A 15,382-nucleotide genomic window follows, 5' to 3' on the forward strand; every position below is an offset into this window, starting at 1 on the left:
GGAATAGATGCCGTGGCACGTGCGGCTCCCGCGTGCCACGGCGACGACTAACCTCGGCTCAGTAGCGCAGGTTGACGTTGAAAACGGCGGCGCGCCCGGGCGCAATCGATGCGTAGTGCGCCGGGTAGGCCTGGTTGTAATAGACCTTGTCGGCGAGGTTCATCACGTTGAGCTGCAGCGTCACGTTTTTGTTGATCTGGTAGGCCGCCATGGCGTCAAAGCGCCAGTAGGACGGCACCCAGTTGTTGCGGGCCTCGCTGCCCCACACCTTGGAGACGTAGTAAGCGCCGCCGCCCACCGTGAGATTGGGGAGGAACTGGTAGGTGCTCCACAGGCTGAAGCTATCCGACGGCGTGTTGGGGAAGGAGTGGCCGTTGGATGCGCCGAAGGCCGCGCCGGATCCGCCGTTGTTGCGCAGTTCGCTCTTCAGGTGGGTGTAGCCGCCGAAGACAGCCCACTGGTCCGTCACGTTCCCGGAGAAGCCGAGCTCGATGCCGTCCACGCGCTTGTTGCCCGCCATGGCCGCGAGGCCGTCTTCCAGGATGATGCGCGCATTGGTGGTTTCCACGCGGAAGATGGCGGCCGTCAGGGCCAGGCGCTTGCGCAGCACGTCCCACTTGGTGCCGAGTTCGATGCTGCGGTTCTTTTCCGGAGACAACGCGGAGCCCGCGCTGGTCGGCGCGAGCCCGCTCGGCTCGCTGCCCTGGCCGACCACGGCACCGGCTGGCGTGGACGAGGTGCCGTAGGACAAGTAGACACTGGCGTTTTCCACTGGCTTGTAGATCACGCCTACCTGATAGTTGAAGAGGTTGTCGTCACGCGTATGCGTGCTGCGCGGGCCGGCGCCGCCGTTGGCGCGCGCGGTCTGCACTTCGCCGCGGTAGCGGTCGAAGCGCAATCCCGCATTCAACATCCACTGCTTGCTGAGCTCGATCGAGTCGAAGACATAGACCGATGCGGTCGTGGCTGTGTGATTGGTCGGGTTGTAGTTGCGGGCGATCCGGCCGCTCCACGGGTCATGCGGGTCGGGGTTGTACAACGTGGTGCAGTTGTAGCCGCTGGCCGCGCCCGGGCCGCTTGGGCAGCGGCTGTTGCCTGTGGCGACCGTGTAGCCGTCGTTCTCGCTTTTCTCGCGAGAGAATTCCACGCCGAACGCGTACTTGTGCTTGATGGCCCCGGTGAGGAACTCGCCCGACAGGTCGGTCTGGTTGGCCTGCGTCGTAGAGATGCCGTGGCGCTGGTTGGTCCGGCGCCAGACCATGTCGTAGTAGATGTTGCCATTGAAGCTGCCGTCCGGGCGCGTCCACAGGTAGTCCTGCTTGGTGCGCCCGACGCGCGTCTGGTTGCGGAACTTGAGCGCCGGGCTGAAATCGTGTTCGAAGCGGACGGTGGCGACGTCGGCGCTGTCTTTGCGGAAATCGCGATCGACCAGGCCGTAGTAGGTGTTGCGTGGCAACTTGAGCGGTGAGCCGTCGCCGGGCAGCCGTGTACGCGGCCGGCCATCGGTGCGCGGGACGAAGTTCGGGTTGTTGTAAGGCATGCCGGTGTCGGGCAGCCCATTTGTCTCCATGTGGTAGTAGGACAGCGTCAGCCGGGTTGGGCCACCAAGGCCAAGAGCGACGGACGGGGCAAAGCCCCAGCGCTCTTGATGCGTGCTGTCGCGGCCGGGCACGCCCGCATCCTGGAACATGGCGTTGAAACGCGCCGCGGCGTGGTCGCTGAACTGCCAGTTGGCGTCGGCGGTGCCGCGCTTGTAGCTGGCATTGCCCACGCCGAGATTGCCTTCGGCGAAGCTGCCCAGCTTGGGCGACTTGCTGACAATGTTGATGCTGCCGCCCGCCGAGCCGCGTCCGTCGTAGGCGCCAGCCGGCCCTTTGGTGACCTCGACCGACTCGATGTTGAACATCTCGCGCGATTGCGCGCCGATGTCGCGCATGCCATCCAGGAAGGTGCTGGCCTGCGCATCGTAGCCACGGATAAACGGACGGTCGCCAACCGGGTTGCCGCCTTCGCCCGCGCCAAATGCAATGCCGGGCACGGTCCGCAGCGCCTCGGTGAGGCTGGTGGAGGCGGTGCTCTGGATCAGTTCCTGCGGGATCACCGTGATGGACCTGGGCGTATCCAGCAACGCGCCAGGCGTCTTGACCGAGGAGGTGCTGTCGGTCTTGAACTGGTTCGGGGCCGAGCCGCTGACAATGACCGCAGGCAGTTCCGCCGCCGCCACCTTGGTGCTTCCCGCGGTCTGGGCAGCCGCTGGCGCGGCCGCGATGGCCACGCCAACCGCGCCTGTCAGGTGCGGGATGGCGTTGAGTTTCTTCTTGGTCCTGGTGACGAGGGCGCTTTGCATGATTCTCCGACGGCTGCGGTTGACAATGAATGCAAACAAGTATCATTTGCATCCACGCCGCAAGAATTCGGAAAAATCTGCAAGGCTAAGTGGAAAATTCCCAAAGACGCTTCGTCCTTGCCGTCCATTCGCTAGCTACTCGCCACCTACTCGCCACCACGCGTCACCTATTCAAACTGATAAGAGTATGTCGCGTTCAGGCGCGGCGACCGGCGCGAGGCATTGGTCGGCTTGTCGCCAACCGGCTGCGCCACCGAGACATCCAGCGTGTAGTAACGCCGGTCCGAGAAGCGCAGGCCGATGGCCACTGACTGCAGCGTGCGGTGTACCAGCGACAAGCTGTTCGAGTACACGCGCGCCATGTCGGTCAGCACGTAAGGCTGCACGGTCTTCAGGTAGGTCAGGCCAGGCGTGAAGAGGCGGTTGATCTCAGCCGACGCGCCCCAGCCCTTGTCGCCCGCCACCTCGCCCGCCGGATAGCCGAGCCCGAAGAAGCGGCCGCCAAAGCTGATCTGCTCGCTCGACGCCAGGCGCTGCCCGCTGTACTGGCCGGTGGCGGACACCGCCACGCCGAAGCCCCATGGCAAGTCGGTGGCCTGCGACACCACCAGCCGGCTGCGCACGAAGTCCAGGTCGTTGACGTTGTTCTCACGGCTCGCGCCGAGCGCATTCATGCCTTTGTAGACGCCTAGCGTGGCGCTGCGGGTCTGGCCCTCCTGCCGCTGCACGTAGGCGAGTTCCGCGCTCAGCACGCGCACGTGCGTGGTCAGCGCGATCTGGCTGCCGGTGCCCGACTGCGTGTAGCGCTCGAACTGGTCGTTGGCATAAAGGCCGCCGGTAGCGGTGAGCGAGTGCGCGTTGTTGAGGATCACCGGATAGCTGAGCGTGCCGCCGAGGCGCTTGGTGTCGTTCACGTAACGCGTATCGAAGCCGATCTGCGCCAGCGTGCCGTTCTGAGGCACGCCACGGTAATGCGAGGCGCTCAGGCGGGCCATCATGCCCTCGGTGCCGATCGGCTGGCCATAGCTGGCGACGTAGTATTCCTCGTGGTCCGGGCCCCGGGGCGCCAGCGCGGAGACCGATATCTGTTCTCCCAGCGGCGTCAGGCTGTTGGTGGTGGCGGTGAAGATGCCACGCACGCTCGGATCCTTGTAATCCAGGCCCATGCCAAACGTAAAGGGCTTGCGCTTGACCTCGAGCACCATCTCGCAGGCGCCGTCCGTGGTCTGCGGCGGCTGCACGGTAGCGGCCACCTGCATGCCGGGCTGCAGCGCCAGCACGTTGACGTAATGCTCGAAGGTCTCGCGGCGCAGCGGCTGGTCTTGCATCAATTGCTCTGCAATGGCGCGCAGGCGGCCTTCGGCCGGGCCCGCTTCGCCGCGGATCGTGATGGTGGAAACATGGCCTTCCACCACGGTGACCAGCACATTGCCATTCTCGAAGCTCTGCGCCGGGACAAAGGCGAAGGACAGCGGAAAGCCGCGTTGCTGGTACATCTGGGTGACTTCATTCGCCACCGCCAGCAGCTGGCCCACCATGATTTCCTTGCCGGCCAGCGGTGCGAACCTGGCGGCGATCTCCGCGAATGGGATCGCCTTCACGCCTTCGATCTGGAATCGCTGCGGCGTGAGCTTGCTGGCAAGCAGGTTTTGCAGCGCGGAGTCCGGCCGCTCGACCTGCACGGTGACGTTGCTCTGCGGCGGGCGCGCAGGTGCGATGCTAGGCAAGGTTTGCGTGGGATCGCCCAGGATCGGGCTGCGTGGCTCCGCAAAGACACTGTTGCAGGCGCCGATGCTGAGCAGCAACGTGGCAACACGCAGGCGTGTGTGCGTCATGGTAATACCCCTGGATCCGTAAAAATCAGCATGCGGCTTTAACGCGCTGTGCCAATGACGCCAGGGGTGCCGCTACCCTTGGCGCTGTTGCGTGGCCGATCGCGTTCTCTTTTAAAAGGGGCACGTCGAACGCGCCCCTTTTTTAATTCTTACATGCAGGCGCACGAAGCGCGAAGCATGCATTGCCCGCTAAATACTTAGCGCTTGCCGCCGAGGCCGCCCAGCAGGCCACTCACGAGGCCGGTCACCGGCGCCAGTGCGTTGTTGCCCGAGCCGCTGCCGCTGCCGCTGCTTGCGGCATTGCCGCCGGTGATGCCCGCGACGATGCCGGTCACCGGTGCGAGCGCATTGCCCGCGCCGCCGCCCGAGGCACCGCCGGCAGCGCCGGCGACCGTGCTCACCACGCCGCTGACCGGGTTGGTGACAGGCGCGAGCGGGCTGCTTGCGCTGCCGCTACCCAGGCCGCCGGTGAGCCCACCGGTCAGGCCGCTGACCAGGCTGGTGACAGGCGCGAGCGGGCTGCTTGCGCTGCCGCCGCCAAGGCCACCGGTGAGTCCGCCGGTCAAGCCGCTGACCAGGCCGGTGACGGGCGCGAGCGGGCCGCTTGCGCCGCCGCCAGTCAGTCCGCCAGGCAGACCACCCGTGAGACCGCCCAGCAGGCTCGTGACCGGCGCCAGCGGGTTGCCGCTACCGGTGCCGCCCGGGTTGTAGGCCACGCCGCCAAGCGCGGCCACCGTGCTGCCCGCGCCGGCGACGATGCCGCCCACGCCCGACACCACCGGCGTGTTGGTCTGCCTGATCGTGTTGCCTGCCGTGGCCAGGCCGCCGCCAAGCGTCGCCAGCAGGTTGTTGACCGGAGCACCCAGGCCGGTTGCCGCGCCCAGCGTCTGCGTGCCGCCGGTGAGTTGCGAGGTGAGCGGCACGATGAGCTTGCTGACGCCGCCGGTGAGCTGCTCCACGGGGCCGGTCGAGAGGGCCGCGCCGAGCTGGGCGCCCGCGCCATTGACCGCGGTGCCGATTTGCGAAACCAGTGAGCCCACCGGCGTGGTGACGGCTGCCAGGGGCGACAGCGGACCGCTGCCCAGGCCGCTGACGAGCGCGCCGGCGTTGGTCACGGCATTGCCCACCTGGCTGACCACGCCGCCGGTGCTTGCCACCGTGGTGCCGAGCGGGTTGGTGGCATTAGGGATGTTGCCCAGGCCGTTTTGCACGCCGTTGCCCAGGGTGCTGACCGCGGCGCCGAGCGAGCCGACCACGCCGCCCAGGCCATCCTTGGATTGGGTCGAGAGAATCGGCAGGTTGGTGTTCTTGATCTGCGTGCCGAGGTCGCTCACAGCGTTGCCGGCCGAGGTTACGACGCCACCCGCCTGATCGACGATCTTGCTGGTCGGCGTCAGCGCGGCCGTGTTGCCACCGTTATTACCGCCATTGTTGCCGCCGTTATTGCCACCGTTGTTGCCGCCATTGTTTCCGCCGGAATTGCCACCGTTGCTGCCACCGCCCGTGCCGGCGTTGGTGCCGCCGCCGCTGCCGGTGGTGCCGGTGGTGCCGGTGGTGCCTGCGCTGGTACCGCCGCCATTGCTGCTGCCCGCACTGCTGCCGGTATCCATGGACGTCGTGCCGCCACCGCTTGCGCAACCGCCAAGTGCCAACAGCGAGCCGAGCAGTGCCGTGATGAGGATCTGTTGAGTACGCATGACCTTTTCCCTTTTTTCTTCTCGTCGTGAAATCACGGTGCGCGTGGCGCCTGCCGTGGTGTCACTGCATAGCGCAAAGGGTGTGCCAGTGCGTGCCCGCATGCCGCCGGACCGCGCGCGGACACCCGATAAAAACGTGCCAGGCCTTGCCACGCCTGGGTTTGAAGAGGATGAGACATAGCCGGGAAAGGACCAGACATGAGCGCGCTGCGCGGTGTTTCGGTGTTACGCGTTACGTAACGCGGTGGCGCCAATAGGGAACAACGCGGACTTGTTCCCTGCGCCGCGGCCGCATGCCACCGTGTCGGCAGCGCGTGGGCAGACGGTGGGTGCGCAGTTGCACATCGGGAACATCGAGGGGGGAACACGTTACGTAGCACGTAACACGCCGCGCGGCATGGGGCCGCCTTGTAGTGCCACGCGACGAGTGACTGGCCCATGCTCGCCATCCCGCGTCAAACAACGGTTTGCGCGGCGGCGCCAGGGTTGATGGACTGCATTGCGGGCTGCGTGCCACGTGGGTGGCACGCAGCTTGCGGTATTGGCTCCCGACAAGCGCGGCGCACAGCGCGGCGCGGAGCAAACGCCCCAGTCGTATTGCGGTATTGCGTTCCGCGCTCAAGGCTTCGCATGCATCGTCCAAGAGCCAATTCGATTGCAGTTCCAAAGGAGAACCTTCCGCGAGGAAGACCAGGAGATCCCATGAAAGCGCATTTCGCCCCGATGTCATCCATGACCCTCGCCTGTGCCGCCGCACTGTTGCTGCTGGCAGGTTGCTCCTCCGGCGGATCCGGCAGCGGCGTGAGCCCCAGCGCCGTCACGCCAACCACGCCTCCTCCGAACAAACCGGCTGCGACGCCCGACATCACGCCCACCGCCAAGGTCACTGAAGGCGCGGGCAATACGGTGGTGGCAACGGGCAATGCGGTGAGCGATATCGGCAAGCAGATCCAGGCTGCGCAAGTGCCGCTGCTTCCTGACGCCACGCGCAACGCGCTCGGCGGCGTAGTGGTAAACGCGGGTAACACGGTCGGCACGCTAGGCGTGGGTGTGCGCGACGGCCTTGGCAATATGGGTGCAGTCACCGATCCGCTTGGCATCACCGTGTCCAGCACGGGCAACGTGGTGCAGAAAGCCGGCGTCACGGTATCGAGCGCGGGTGATCTCGTGAGCAGCCTCGGTACCGGGCAACTGGCGCCGCTAGGTGCGGTGACGACACCCGTGGGCGGCCTGGTCAATCAGGTTGGCGGCGCGGTGACGATGGCCGGCGGCAAGCTCGGCGAGGCGCTCTCGACCGGCCCCGTGGCGCAAGTCACCGGCAGCGTGAGCAAGGTGATCGTGCCGCTGACCACGCAGCTCACCACCGTTACACAAACGGTTGGCGGAGCCACTGGCCTTGGCGCGCCGCTGGACAAATTGCTGGCCACCCTTGGCAACTCCGTGGCCAGCGGCGGCAGCCTGCTGACCAACGCCCAGGCCCCGTTGGTCTCCAGCCTCGGCGGTGTCGTGACCGAAGCCGGCAAGACCGTCGCCGGGGCCGGTGTGCTGGTGCACGGCAACGGCACCGGCGGCAATCCGCTCGGCGGGTTGCTCGGCAACCTGCCCCTGGGTGGCATCGCGGGCGGTTCCGGCTCGGGCACGGGCGCAGGCGCAGCAGGCGCGCTGGCACCCGTGACCGGCTTGCTTGGCGGCGTGACGGGTGGCGCTTCCGCAGGCACTGGCACTGCCGGCGCGCTGGGGCCTCTGGCCGGCTTGCTGGCACCTGTGACGGGTGTGCTGAGCGGCGCGCGCAACGCGGCAGCGGGCGCGGCTTCGACGACATCGAGCACGCCGAACGCGCCGGGGCTGACCAATCTGCTCGGCGGCCTGGCTCGTTAATCGTCGATCTGAATACGTCGAATACGTCGAATACGTCTTTACGGTGCGCAGTCGTCCTTACCCCGCGGCTGCGCATCCTTTTACATCACACCGCGCCACATGGCTCACCCGAACGGGTGTGGTATTTGACGCGAGTAGAACTTTTGCTCTTTAAAAAAACACTGTTTTCAAACGGACGTCAGCCATTATGCTGAGACAACTATAACTCCAAGGGGGGGTATGGTTGATACATGGCTTTGATCTATAAATTGTTCACCAGCGTTACCGCTCGGTACTAGCCTGGCCACAAGAGCGAGGCGGTATCGAAGGGGTAAGCGGACGCTGGGTGATGTAATAAATCAAAATCGGAGTGACATCATGAAAAACGCTTTGGCACGCTTTCTTCGGGACGAACAAGGGGCAACTGCAATCGAGTATGGGTTGATTGCAGGTCTCATTGCTCTGGCTCTTATCACCACGGTCACTCAACTAGGCACCGACGTCAGTGCTCTGTTCACTCGCTTGAGCAGCAAGGTCACTGCCATTCTTCCCGCATCCGGTGGCTAAGTGTTAGCCCTAATTGCCGCGTTATTCTGCGCGGCAATCATCTGGACCGATTTCGCTTATCGCAAAGTACCAAATGCCGTGCTGGTTGCCACGATTGTGGCAATGAGCCTGGCGCTTGCGTTCGGGCCGGCTCCTGAGCCTGGGCTGATTTCGCGGCTGCTCGGCTTTCTGGTGGGCTTGCTGGTCATGTTGCCGGTTTATGCACTCGGCCGCATGGGCGCGGGCGACATCAAGTTCTTCGCCGTCACAGGTTTGTTCACTGGCCCCACGGGGTTGGTGACGGTATGGGTCGTCGGCAGCCTGCTGGCGCTTGCGCATGCCTTGCTGGTGCGCATGCAAGCTGGCGCGGTCTGGGCTGTATGGCGAGACCATTTCGCAAGCTTGCTGCAGCGAGGAGGCGGCATGAGCGTCCCTGGCGCGGCGCGCCATGCCGCGGAGGCACGCGGCATTCCGTACGCCGCGTACCTTGCGATCGGCTTGTTGGTCTGGATGATTTTGGGAAGGTAGCTGCCGCGCGGGCGGGGTCTGATAGCCAATTGCCAACCGCCTGGCGCCCGCGTCACCGGTTGGCGCAAAAAAAGTAAAAGATAACCGGGTGAAGTATGCCATTGCGGGGAAACCACGCCGTGCGGACGCGCTCGTCCGGAACGGCCGCGCTTGAATTCGCCATCGTGCTGCCGGTTCTTCTGGCTGTCGTGATCGGCATTGTCTATTTCGGCATCGTGCTGGCACTGCAGCAGACACTGACGCTTGCCGCGGAAGAAGGTGCCCGTGCCGCCCTGCGTTACCCCAGCGGGGCATCAGCCAATAACGCAGCCGCCACGCAAGCCTTGCGGGTGAGTGCAGCGTCGACGACGGCCTTGGCCGTGCTGCCTGCCTCAATCAGCAGCGTCATTCCCACCGCCAATATTGCGCAAGTTGTTGCCTGCGCCAATCCGAGCGGCTCAGTCTGCGTCACGGTGACGCTGAACCTTCCCTCAAGCGCGCTCTTGCCGGTCATACCTGGGGTACCCATTCCCACAACGCTGACTGGCAGCGCGACGGTGCAACTGGCCCCTGACACATGAGGATCTGCCCACGCCACGAGCGGACGCCGTTTGTCGACATGTGCCCAAGCCAGATTCCATTTATCCAAACCAGAGAGTTCGCATGACCAGCAAACAGATCCGCGTGCTTGCCATCGTGCTGCTCGTCCTTGCCGCGTTGCTGGCGTTGCTCGCGTGGCGCGTGGCGCGTACGCCGGCCAAACCAGCGGAGCCCGTGGTGGGAAGCGCGCAGTCGTATCCGGTGGTGGTCACAGCGAAGCCGATCGAAGCCGGCAAGCCAGTCCCCGTTGACGCGCTCAAGGTAGAGCAATTGCCCATCAATCCGGCGGGGGCTTACACCGAGGTGGCCCGCGTGGCAGGCCAGGTGCCGCTGGTCAGCGTCGGCGCGAACGTGCCGGTACTCGAAAGCCAGCTGCTGGCAGGTCTTGCCACGCAGGTGAAAGAGGGCGAGCGCGCGGTAGCGGTCGCGGTTGATGAAGTGATCGGCGTTGGCAATCAGGTGCAGCCGGGCGACTTTGTCGATGTGTTCGCGGTGTTCCGCCGCGATGGACAGGAGATCGCAGGCAGCCAGGCGCGCATGCTGCTCGCGCGCCTGCGCGTGCTGGCCTATGGCGCGGGGACGGTCAATGAAGCCGCCAAGCCCCCGCCCGAGCAAATGATGGCGCGCCGCGAAGGCGCGAAGACCGCCGTGCTGGCAGTGCCGGTGGCCAACGTCGGCAAGCTGGCTATCGCGCAGCAAACCGGGCGCCTGTTGCTGGCCCTGCGCAACCCCGAGGATCCGGACGTTCCCACCGAAGGCTTGTTTGAGGATCCCGCGCCGGTATTGCAGGCGAAGGCGCAGGCAAAAGGCGGGGCGCCTGCCGCAGCGCTGGCGCCATCCGATCGCGCAATGGCAGGCGTTGCGCTGGCAGGGATCGCGGGTGGGGCACGGGGCGAAGCGCTTCCTGTCAAGGCAGCGCCACCGCCTGTCCCGGTGCCCGCAGCCATCGCGCAGCGCGTGCATGGCGCGAGCGCGAGCAGCGTTGCGCAAAACAGTGTTGAGATGATCCGCGGCGGCAAGCGCGAGATCGAATGAAGCAAGGCACGCCGTCGTGGTCGAAGCATGCCTCGTGCAGGCCCGCCGGATTGCGCTTGGATTGGTGTTTTCAGTGTTACTTCTGGATAGTCGATTGATGAAATCCATTCTTGCCGGGGCCGCCACCATCCTGACGGTCTGCTGCACCATCCCCGCGGCATGGGCGCAGCAGGCCGATGGCGGTGTGCGTGATCTGAAGCTGGTGGTGGGTAGCCAGCGTGAGCTACGTCTGAACAAGCCACTTGAACGCGTGGCGATCGGCAATCCTGCCGTGGCGGATGCGTTGCTGCTAAAGAGCGGCACGGGTGCCAACGGCGTGCTGGTGGTGGCCAAGAAGCCCGGCGCCACCGAGCTCATGGTTTGGGCGCGTGGCGAAGCCGCGCAAACCTACCGGGTGCAGGTGGATGCGACGCGAGGCGAGCCTGGTGGCCCAGACGTAGCGGTATCTGGCGGGGGCGCGCTGATCAGCGGCGAGGCGCGCGATGCGCAGGCATCGCTGCGCGCGCAGCTGGTGGCGCGCGCAGCCACTGCCACGGCTGAGGGCAAGGGCGGTGTGGTGATCGATCGTTCCACGATTCCAGTCAGCAGCACTGTGCAGGTCGACGTGAAGGTGGTCGAGGTCAGCAAGACTGTACTCAAGGAGGTGGGGTTCAACTTCTTCAGGAACAGCGGCGGCTTCGCCTTCGGTACCTTTTCCCCGTCGTCGTTGAACAAGGTCACCTTCGCGCCAGGAACCGGAGGTGCACAAGGCTCGCTCAGCACCGATATCAGCTTGCCGATGAGCAGCGCCTTCAATCTTGTCGCGGCGTCGCTTTCGCACGGGATCTTCGCCAACCTGAGCGTGCTGGAGAGCAATGGCATGGCGCGGGTGCTGGCCGAGCCTAGCCTGGTGGCGCTGTCAGGGCAGAGCGCGAGCTTTCTCGCCGGCGGAGAGATCCCGATTCCGGTGCCGCAGGCACTCGGCACGACCACCATCCAGTTCAAGCCCTTCGGCATCGGCTTGACCGTGACGCCCACCGTGCTGGCCAAGGATCGCATTGCATTGAAGGTGGCGCCTGAAGCCAGCGATCTCGATCCGTCACGCGGCATATCGATCAACGGGGCCATGGTGCCTGCCATCGTGACCCGCCGCGCCGATACCACGGTGGAACTCGGCGACGGCGAGAGCTTCGTGATTGGCGGGCTGGTCAGCCGTACCACGGTCAGCAACGTCAACAAGGTGCCCTTCCTTGGCGACCTGCCGATCATCGGCACCTTCTTTCGCAACCTGAACTTCAACCAGGAAGACCGCGAGCTGATGATCGTGGTCACGCCGCGCCTGGTGCGCCCGCTCGCCAAGGGCGCGGCGGCCGTGGCCGCGGTCAGCGAGGATGGGCGCACCAGCGGCAATCCCAATGTGTGGGGCCGGTACGTGCTTGGCGAATACGTCGATCCGACGCTGCCAGGGTTTTCAAAATGACATTGGGCAAGCAGGACGACGGCGCAAGGCAGGGTCAGATGGACTTTTTCCTGTTCAACACCGCACAGCCGGAGCCGCGCCAATGGCTGGCCAACGCGCTCGGCAACCTGGGCCGGCTGGTCGTCGAGGCTGGCCCGCAGGATGCCTTCGTGGAGCAGATCGCCACGGTCAATCCCGGCATGGTCTTCCTGCATTTTTCGCGGGAGCAGGCGCTGGCATCAAGCCGGCTGGCCGAGCACGTGACGAAGCTGTACCCGGGGCTGCCGCTGGTGGCGGTGGGCAACGCGGGAGAGCCGGACATCATGCTGGCCGCGCTGCGGGCCGGCGCCAAAGACTTCATCGACATGACCGCGCCGCCGGCCGGCGCGATCGAGATCGTGCGCAGGCTGCTGGCGGTGCGCGTCCAGGCGGAGCCGGCACGCCGGGGCAAGGTCGTGGCGGTGCTTGGCGCGCGCGTGGGCGTGGGTGCCACAACGCTGGCGACCAACCTCGCGGCGGCGGTGCGCAAGCGCAGCCATGGCGAGGTGCTGTTGATGGACCTGGGGCTGCCATCGCGCGACGGCTCGTTGTACATGAACATCAGCCCCGGCTTTCATTTTGTCGAAGGCGTACGCAACCTGCGGCGCTTCGACCAGGTTTTCGTGCAGACCGCGCTGGCGCGCCACGGCAATGGCGTGGCCGTGTTGCCGCTGCCGGCCACCCTGGCGGAGATGCGGGATATCTCGTTCATGGAGGCGCTCGGGCTACTGAATCGCCTGCGCGCTTTTTTTGACCTGCAGGTGGTGGACCTGGGCGGCTTTAGCAATGTCGACTTCATGGCGCACCTGGTCAAGGCCGCCGACATGGTGGTGTTGGTGGTGGACCAGAGCATCGGCGCCATCGTCTCGGCCGCGGAGTTGCTCCAGGAGTTGAAGAAGCGCGAGGTGGAGCGCGAGGACCTGCACTTGCTGGTCTCGCGTTTCGAGGCGCGCCTGGGCGTGGATGCCCAGCAGATTGCGCAGCGCCTGGAGGCGCCATCGGTCGGCACCTTGCCCGACCGGCGCGAGCCGCTGGTGCTGGCGCTCAACCGTGGCGTGGTGCTGGCCGATGACAGCCCCGCCGATCCCTATGTCCGTGCTGTTGGCCAGTTGGTGGATCGGCTGGGATACCGTGCCGGCACTGCAAGCGAAGCTGGCTTGTTGGGCCGGGTAAAAGAAAAACTGCCCGAAGCGCTACGCGCCATGCGCGTGATACGTGCTGAGCGGGCTGGGAACTGACATGTCGCAAGCCATCGAATTCTCCGATAACTCCGCCGCGCCTTTTCCTGCTTCGCAGGAATTCCAGAACATCAAGGAAGCGGCCCATGAGCATCTGCTCACCCGCATCGAGGAGCTGGGCGCGGAGTTCGGCCGTTGGTCGCGCACCGCGATCAACCGCTTTGTCGACCTGGAGCTGGAGAGCTTCACGCGGCTGCGCCGCATCCCCATCAACGAGGCCGAGCTGCATCAGATCGCCGAGGCGCTGACCAAGGAGCTGGCGGGCTTCGGCCCGATCGAGGACTTGCTCAACGACCCGGCGGTGGAAGACATCCTGGTCAACGGGCACCTGGATGTCTATGTATCCCGGCACGGCGTGCTGGAACGCATCCCCGTGCGCTTTGCCGATAGCGGGCATCTGCTGCGCATCGTGCGCCGCATCCTGGCGCCGATCGGGCGCCGGCTGGATGAGTCCAATCCCATGGTCGACGCACGCCTGCCGGACGGCGGGCGCATCAACGTGGTGATTCCCCCGCTGGCGCTGGCCGGCCCGGTGGTGTCGATCCGCAAATTCCGCAAGGACCCGCTGACGCCCGCGGACCTGCAAGGCCTGGGCACCATGAGCGCCGAGGTCAACGAACTGCTCGAGGCTGCCGTAAAGGCCCGCTGCAATATCCTTGTGAGCGGCGGCACCAGCTCGGGCAAGACATCGCTGCTCAACGCGCTGGCCACCTATGTGCCCGACGGCGAGCGCGTGATCACCATCGAGGACACGGCGGAACTGGCGCTCAACCATCCGCACGTGGTGCGGCTGGAGAGCCGCCCCGGCGGCTTCGAAGGCACGGGCGTGGTGTCGATCCGCGACCTGCTGCGCAACAGCCTGCGGATGCGGCCCGACCGCATCATCGTGGGCGAGGTGCGCGGCGGCGAGGTGCTGGAAATGCTGCAGGCCATGAGCACGGGGCACGATGGCTCCATGGGCACCATCCACTCGAGCAGCCCGCGCGAGTGCTTGTACCGCCTGGAGATGCTGGCCGGCTTTGCCGGCTTCCAGGGCAGCGAGGCCAGCCTGCGCCGGCAAATTGCCAATGCCATCGACTTTATCGTGCAGATCGGCCGGCTCTCCAACGGCAAGCGCCGCATCCTCTCGATCACGGAGGTCACCGGCCTTGGCGACAACATCATCTCGACCCAGGAGCTGTTCCGCCACGAGCCGTTCGTCGGCCCCGACGGCAACGAGGTAGACCGCTGGCTCTCGCTTGGCATCTTGCCGCATTCGCCCAAGCTAGCGCGCATGCGCCCGAACAACTTTGGCCTGGACGACCGCTTCGATGTCTAGCGCGGCGCTGGTCGTTGCGGCGGCCGCTCTCGTTTTGCTCGGACTGGGCCTGCTACTGCTGTCCAGCGCCAAGGCGCGCGCGCAGGAAGAGAGCGCGCGTGCGTTTTTGCAAGCGCAGACCGAGCAGGTCAAGGCACGCTATGCGACCACGCCAGAGCCGCAAGCCGGCAGGAAGCAGCACGACCTGCGGCGCAAGTGGGCGGATTTCCTGCGCCGTGCGGACCTGGCACCGACGCGCCGCACATATGCGCTGTGGGGTGGTTCCATCGTCGGCTTGGGGCTAGTGGGCGTTGCCATGGGCGGTTGGCTGGCTGCATTGGCCGCGCTGTCAATCGGGCTGGTGATCCTTTATTTCATGCTCTGGAACCGAGCCCGTCGTACCGGGCAGAGGCTTCGCCAGCAGTTGCCGTCGTTTCTCGATGCGGTAGTCCGGATGATGAGCATCGGCAGCAGCGTGCCTTCGGCCTTTCAGGCTGCCATCGGCAATACCGAGGCGCCATTGCGCCAGTGCCTGGTGCAGGCCATCCACTTGCAGCGCGCAGGCAAGGAACTGGATCAGGCGGTCTTGCAGGTCGCGCGGATCTACCAGGTTGACGAACTGATGCTGCTGTCTTCCGTGCTACGTCTCGCGGTGCGCTACGGCGGTCGCGCGGACATTGTCATGGAGCGTACCGCCGCCTTCATGCGAGACCGTCAGCAAGCGCAGCAGGAACTGCACGCGCTGTCGTCCGAGACGCGGTTGTCGGCCTGGGTGCTTGGCTTGCTGCCGATGGTGGTGGCCGGGATGATGTTTGTGATGAACGCCGCCTACATCATGATGATGTGGCGCGACCCGGCCGGCAAGACGCTATTGCTGGTTGCCGTGGTACTGGAGGTGATGGGGGCGGCCATGCTCTATCGCCTGGCCAGGTCGGTATAGGAACAA

13 protein-coding genes are annotated in these 15,382 nt (G+C 65.5%); 10 read left to right on the top strand and 3 right to left on the bottom strand.

Annotated elements, in window-relative coordinates:
- Nucleotides 1–58: 58 nt before the first annotated feature.
- The 3 genes from ACX12D_RS31300 to ACX12D_RS31310 form a co-directional block, all read right to left on the bottom strand.
- Nucleotides 59–2,347, bottom strand: a complete 2,289-nt coding sequence (locus ACX12D_RS31300) for a TonB-dependent receptor (protein ID WP_459374887.1) — start codon at nucleotides 2,345–2,347, stop codon at nucleotides 59–61.
- A gap of 167 nt (nucleotides 2,348–2,514) precedes the next feature.
- Entirely contained in the window at nucleotides 2,515–4,182 is a 1,668-nt protein-coding gene (locus ACX12D_RS31305) for a ShlB/FhaC/HecB family hemolysin secretion/activation protein (protein ID WP_459374888.1), read from the bottom strand.
- A 197-nt stretch (nucleotides 4,183–4,379) separates the two neighbouring features.
- Nucleotides 4,380–5,879: a collagen-like triple helix repeat-containing protein gene (locus ACX12D_RS31310; protein WP_459374889.1), complete on the bottom strand. Its 1,500-nt coding sequence runs from the start codon at nucleotides 5,877–5,879 to the stop codon at nucleotides 4,380–4,382.
- On the opposite strand from ACX12D_RS31310, the gene ACX12D_RS31315 reads away from it, so the two are divergent.
- From ACX12D_RS31315 to ACX12D_RS31360, 10 genes are all read left to right on the top strand, one after another.
- Nucleotides 5,878–6,060, top strand: coding sequence for a hypothetical protein (locus tag ACX12D_RS31315; protein ID WP_459374890.1), 183 nt, complete (start codon nucleotides 5,878–5,880; stop codon nucleotides 6,058–6,060). The genes ACX12D_RS31310 and ACX12D_RS31315 overlap by 2 nt on opposite strands.
- Nucleotides 6,061–6,581: 521 nt before the next feature.
- Nucleotides 6,582–7,757: a collagen-like triple helix repeat-containing protein gene (locus ACX12D_RS31320; protein ID WP_459374891.1), complete on the top strand. Its 1,176-nt coding sequence runs from the start codon at nucleotides 6,582–6,584 to the stop codon at nucleotides 7,755–7,757.
- Between the two features lie 357 nt (nucleotides 7,758–8,114).
- Nucleotides 8,115–8,303, top strand: coding sequence for a Flp family type IVb pilin (locus tag ACX12D_RS31325; protein WP_459374892.1), 189 nt, complete (start codon nucleotides 8,115–8,117; stop codon nucleotides 8,301–8,303).
- On the top strand, nucleotides 8,304–8,810 hold the full coding sequence (locus tag ACX12D_RS31330) for a prepilin peptidase (RefSeq protein ID WP_459374893.1): 507 nt from the start codon (nucleotides 8,304–8,306) through the stop codon (nucleotides 8,808–8,810). It begins immediately after the preceding gene.
- A 95-nt stretch (nucleotides 8,811–8,905) separates the two neighbouring features.
- Nucleotides 8,906–9,370: a TadE/TadG family type IV pilus assembly protein gene (locus ACX12D_RS31335; RefSeq protein WP_459374894.1), complete on the top strand. Its 465-nt coding sequence runs from the start codon at nucleotides 8,906–8,908 to the stop codon at nucleotides 9,368–9,370.
- Nucleotides 9,371–9,452: 82 nt separating this feature from the next.
- On the top strand, nucleotides 9,453–10,424 hold the full coding sequence (gene cpaB, locus ACX12D_RS31340; protein ID WP_459374895.1) for a Flp pilus assembly protein CpaB: 972 nt from the start codon (nucleotides 9,453–9,455) through the stop codon (nucleotides 10,422–10,424).
- Nucleotides 10,425–10,521: 97 nt separating this feature from the next.
- Nucleotides 10,522–11,883 carry a type II and III secretion system protein family protein gene (locus tag ACX12D_RS31345; protein ID WP_459374896.1) on the top strand — a complete coding sequence of 454 codons (1,362 nt, stop codon included), beginning with the start codon at nucleotides 10,522–10,524 and terminating at the stop codon, nucleotides 11,881–11,883.
- A gap of 38 nt (nucleotides 11,884–11,921) precedes the next feature.
- On the top strand, nucleotides 11,922–13,139 hold the full coding sequence (locus ACX12D_RS31350) for a pilus assembly protein (protein ID WP_459376580.1): 1,218 nt from the start codon (nucleotides 11,922–11,924) through the stop codon (nucleotides 13,137–13,139).
- Between the two features lies 1 nt (nucleotide 13,140).
- On the top strand, nucleotides 13,141–14,457 hold the full coding sequence (locus ACX12D_RS31355) for a CpaF family protein (RefSeq protein WP_459374897.1): 1,317 nt from the start codon (nucleotides 13,141–13,143) through the stop codon (nucleotides 14,455–14,457).
- On the top strand, nucleotides 14,450–15,376 hold the full coding sequence (locus tag ACX12D_RS31360; RefSeq protein ID WP_459374898.1) for a type II secretion system F family protein: 927 nt from the start codon (nucleotides 14,450–14,452) through the stop codon (nucleotides 15,374–15,376). Before ACX12D_RS31355 ends, ACX12D_RS31360 begins: the two co-directional genes overlap by 8 nt.
- Nucleotides 15,377–15,382 lie beyond the last annotated feature (6 nt).

Source organism: Cupriavidus sp. PET2-C1, from assembly GCF_054515855.1.

Coding starts and splice junctions, on each gene's coding strand:
- ACX12D_RS31300 (WP_459374887.1), bottom strand. CDS start 2,347: ATGCAAAGCGCCCTCGTCACCAGGACCAAGAAGAAACTCAACGCCATC.
- ACX12D_RS31335 (WP_459374894.1), top strand. CDS start 8,906: ATGCCATTGCGGGGAAACCACGCCGTGCGGACGCGCTCGTCCGGAACG.
- ACX12D_RS31315 (WP_459374890.1), top strand. CDS start 5,878: ATGACCTTTTCCCTTTTTTCTTCTCGTCGTGAAATCACGGTGCGCGTG.
- ACX12D_RS31355 (WP_459374897.1), top strand. CDS start 13,141: ATGTCGCAAGCCATCGAATTCTCCGATAACTCCGCCGCGCCTTTTCCT.
- ACX12D_RS31305 (WP_459374888.1), bottom strand. CDS start 4,182: ATGACGCACACACGCCTGCGTGTTGCCACGTTGCTGCTCAGCATCGGC.
- cpaB (WP_459374895.1), top strand. CDS start 9,453: ATGACCAGCAAACAGATCCGCGTGCTTGCCATCGTGCTGCTCGTCCTT.
- ACX12D_RS31320 (WP_459374891.1), top strand. CDS start 6,582: ATGAAAGCGCATTTCGCCCCGATGTCATCCATGACCCTCGCCTGTGCC.
- ACX12D_RS31325 (WP_459374892.1), top strand. CDS start 8,115: ATGAAAAACGCTTTGGCACGCTTTCTTCGGGACGAACAAGGGGCAACT.
- ACX12D_RS31345 (WP_459374896.1), top strand. CDS start 10,522: ATGAAATCCATTCTTGCCGGGGCCGCCACCATCCTGACGGTCTGCTGC.
- ACX12D_RS31350 (WP_459376580.1), top strand. CDS start 11,922: ATGGACTTTTTCCTGTTCAACACCGCACAGCCGGAGCCGCGCCAATGG.
- ACX12D_RS31310 (WP_459374889.1), bottom strand. CDS start 5,879: ATGCGTACTCAACAGATCCTCATCACGGCACTGCTCGGCTCGCTGTTG.
- ACX12D_RS31360 (WP_459374898.1), top strand. CDS start 14,450: ATGTCTAGCGCGGCGCTGGTCGTTGCGGCGGCCGCTCTCGTTTTGCTC.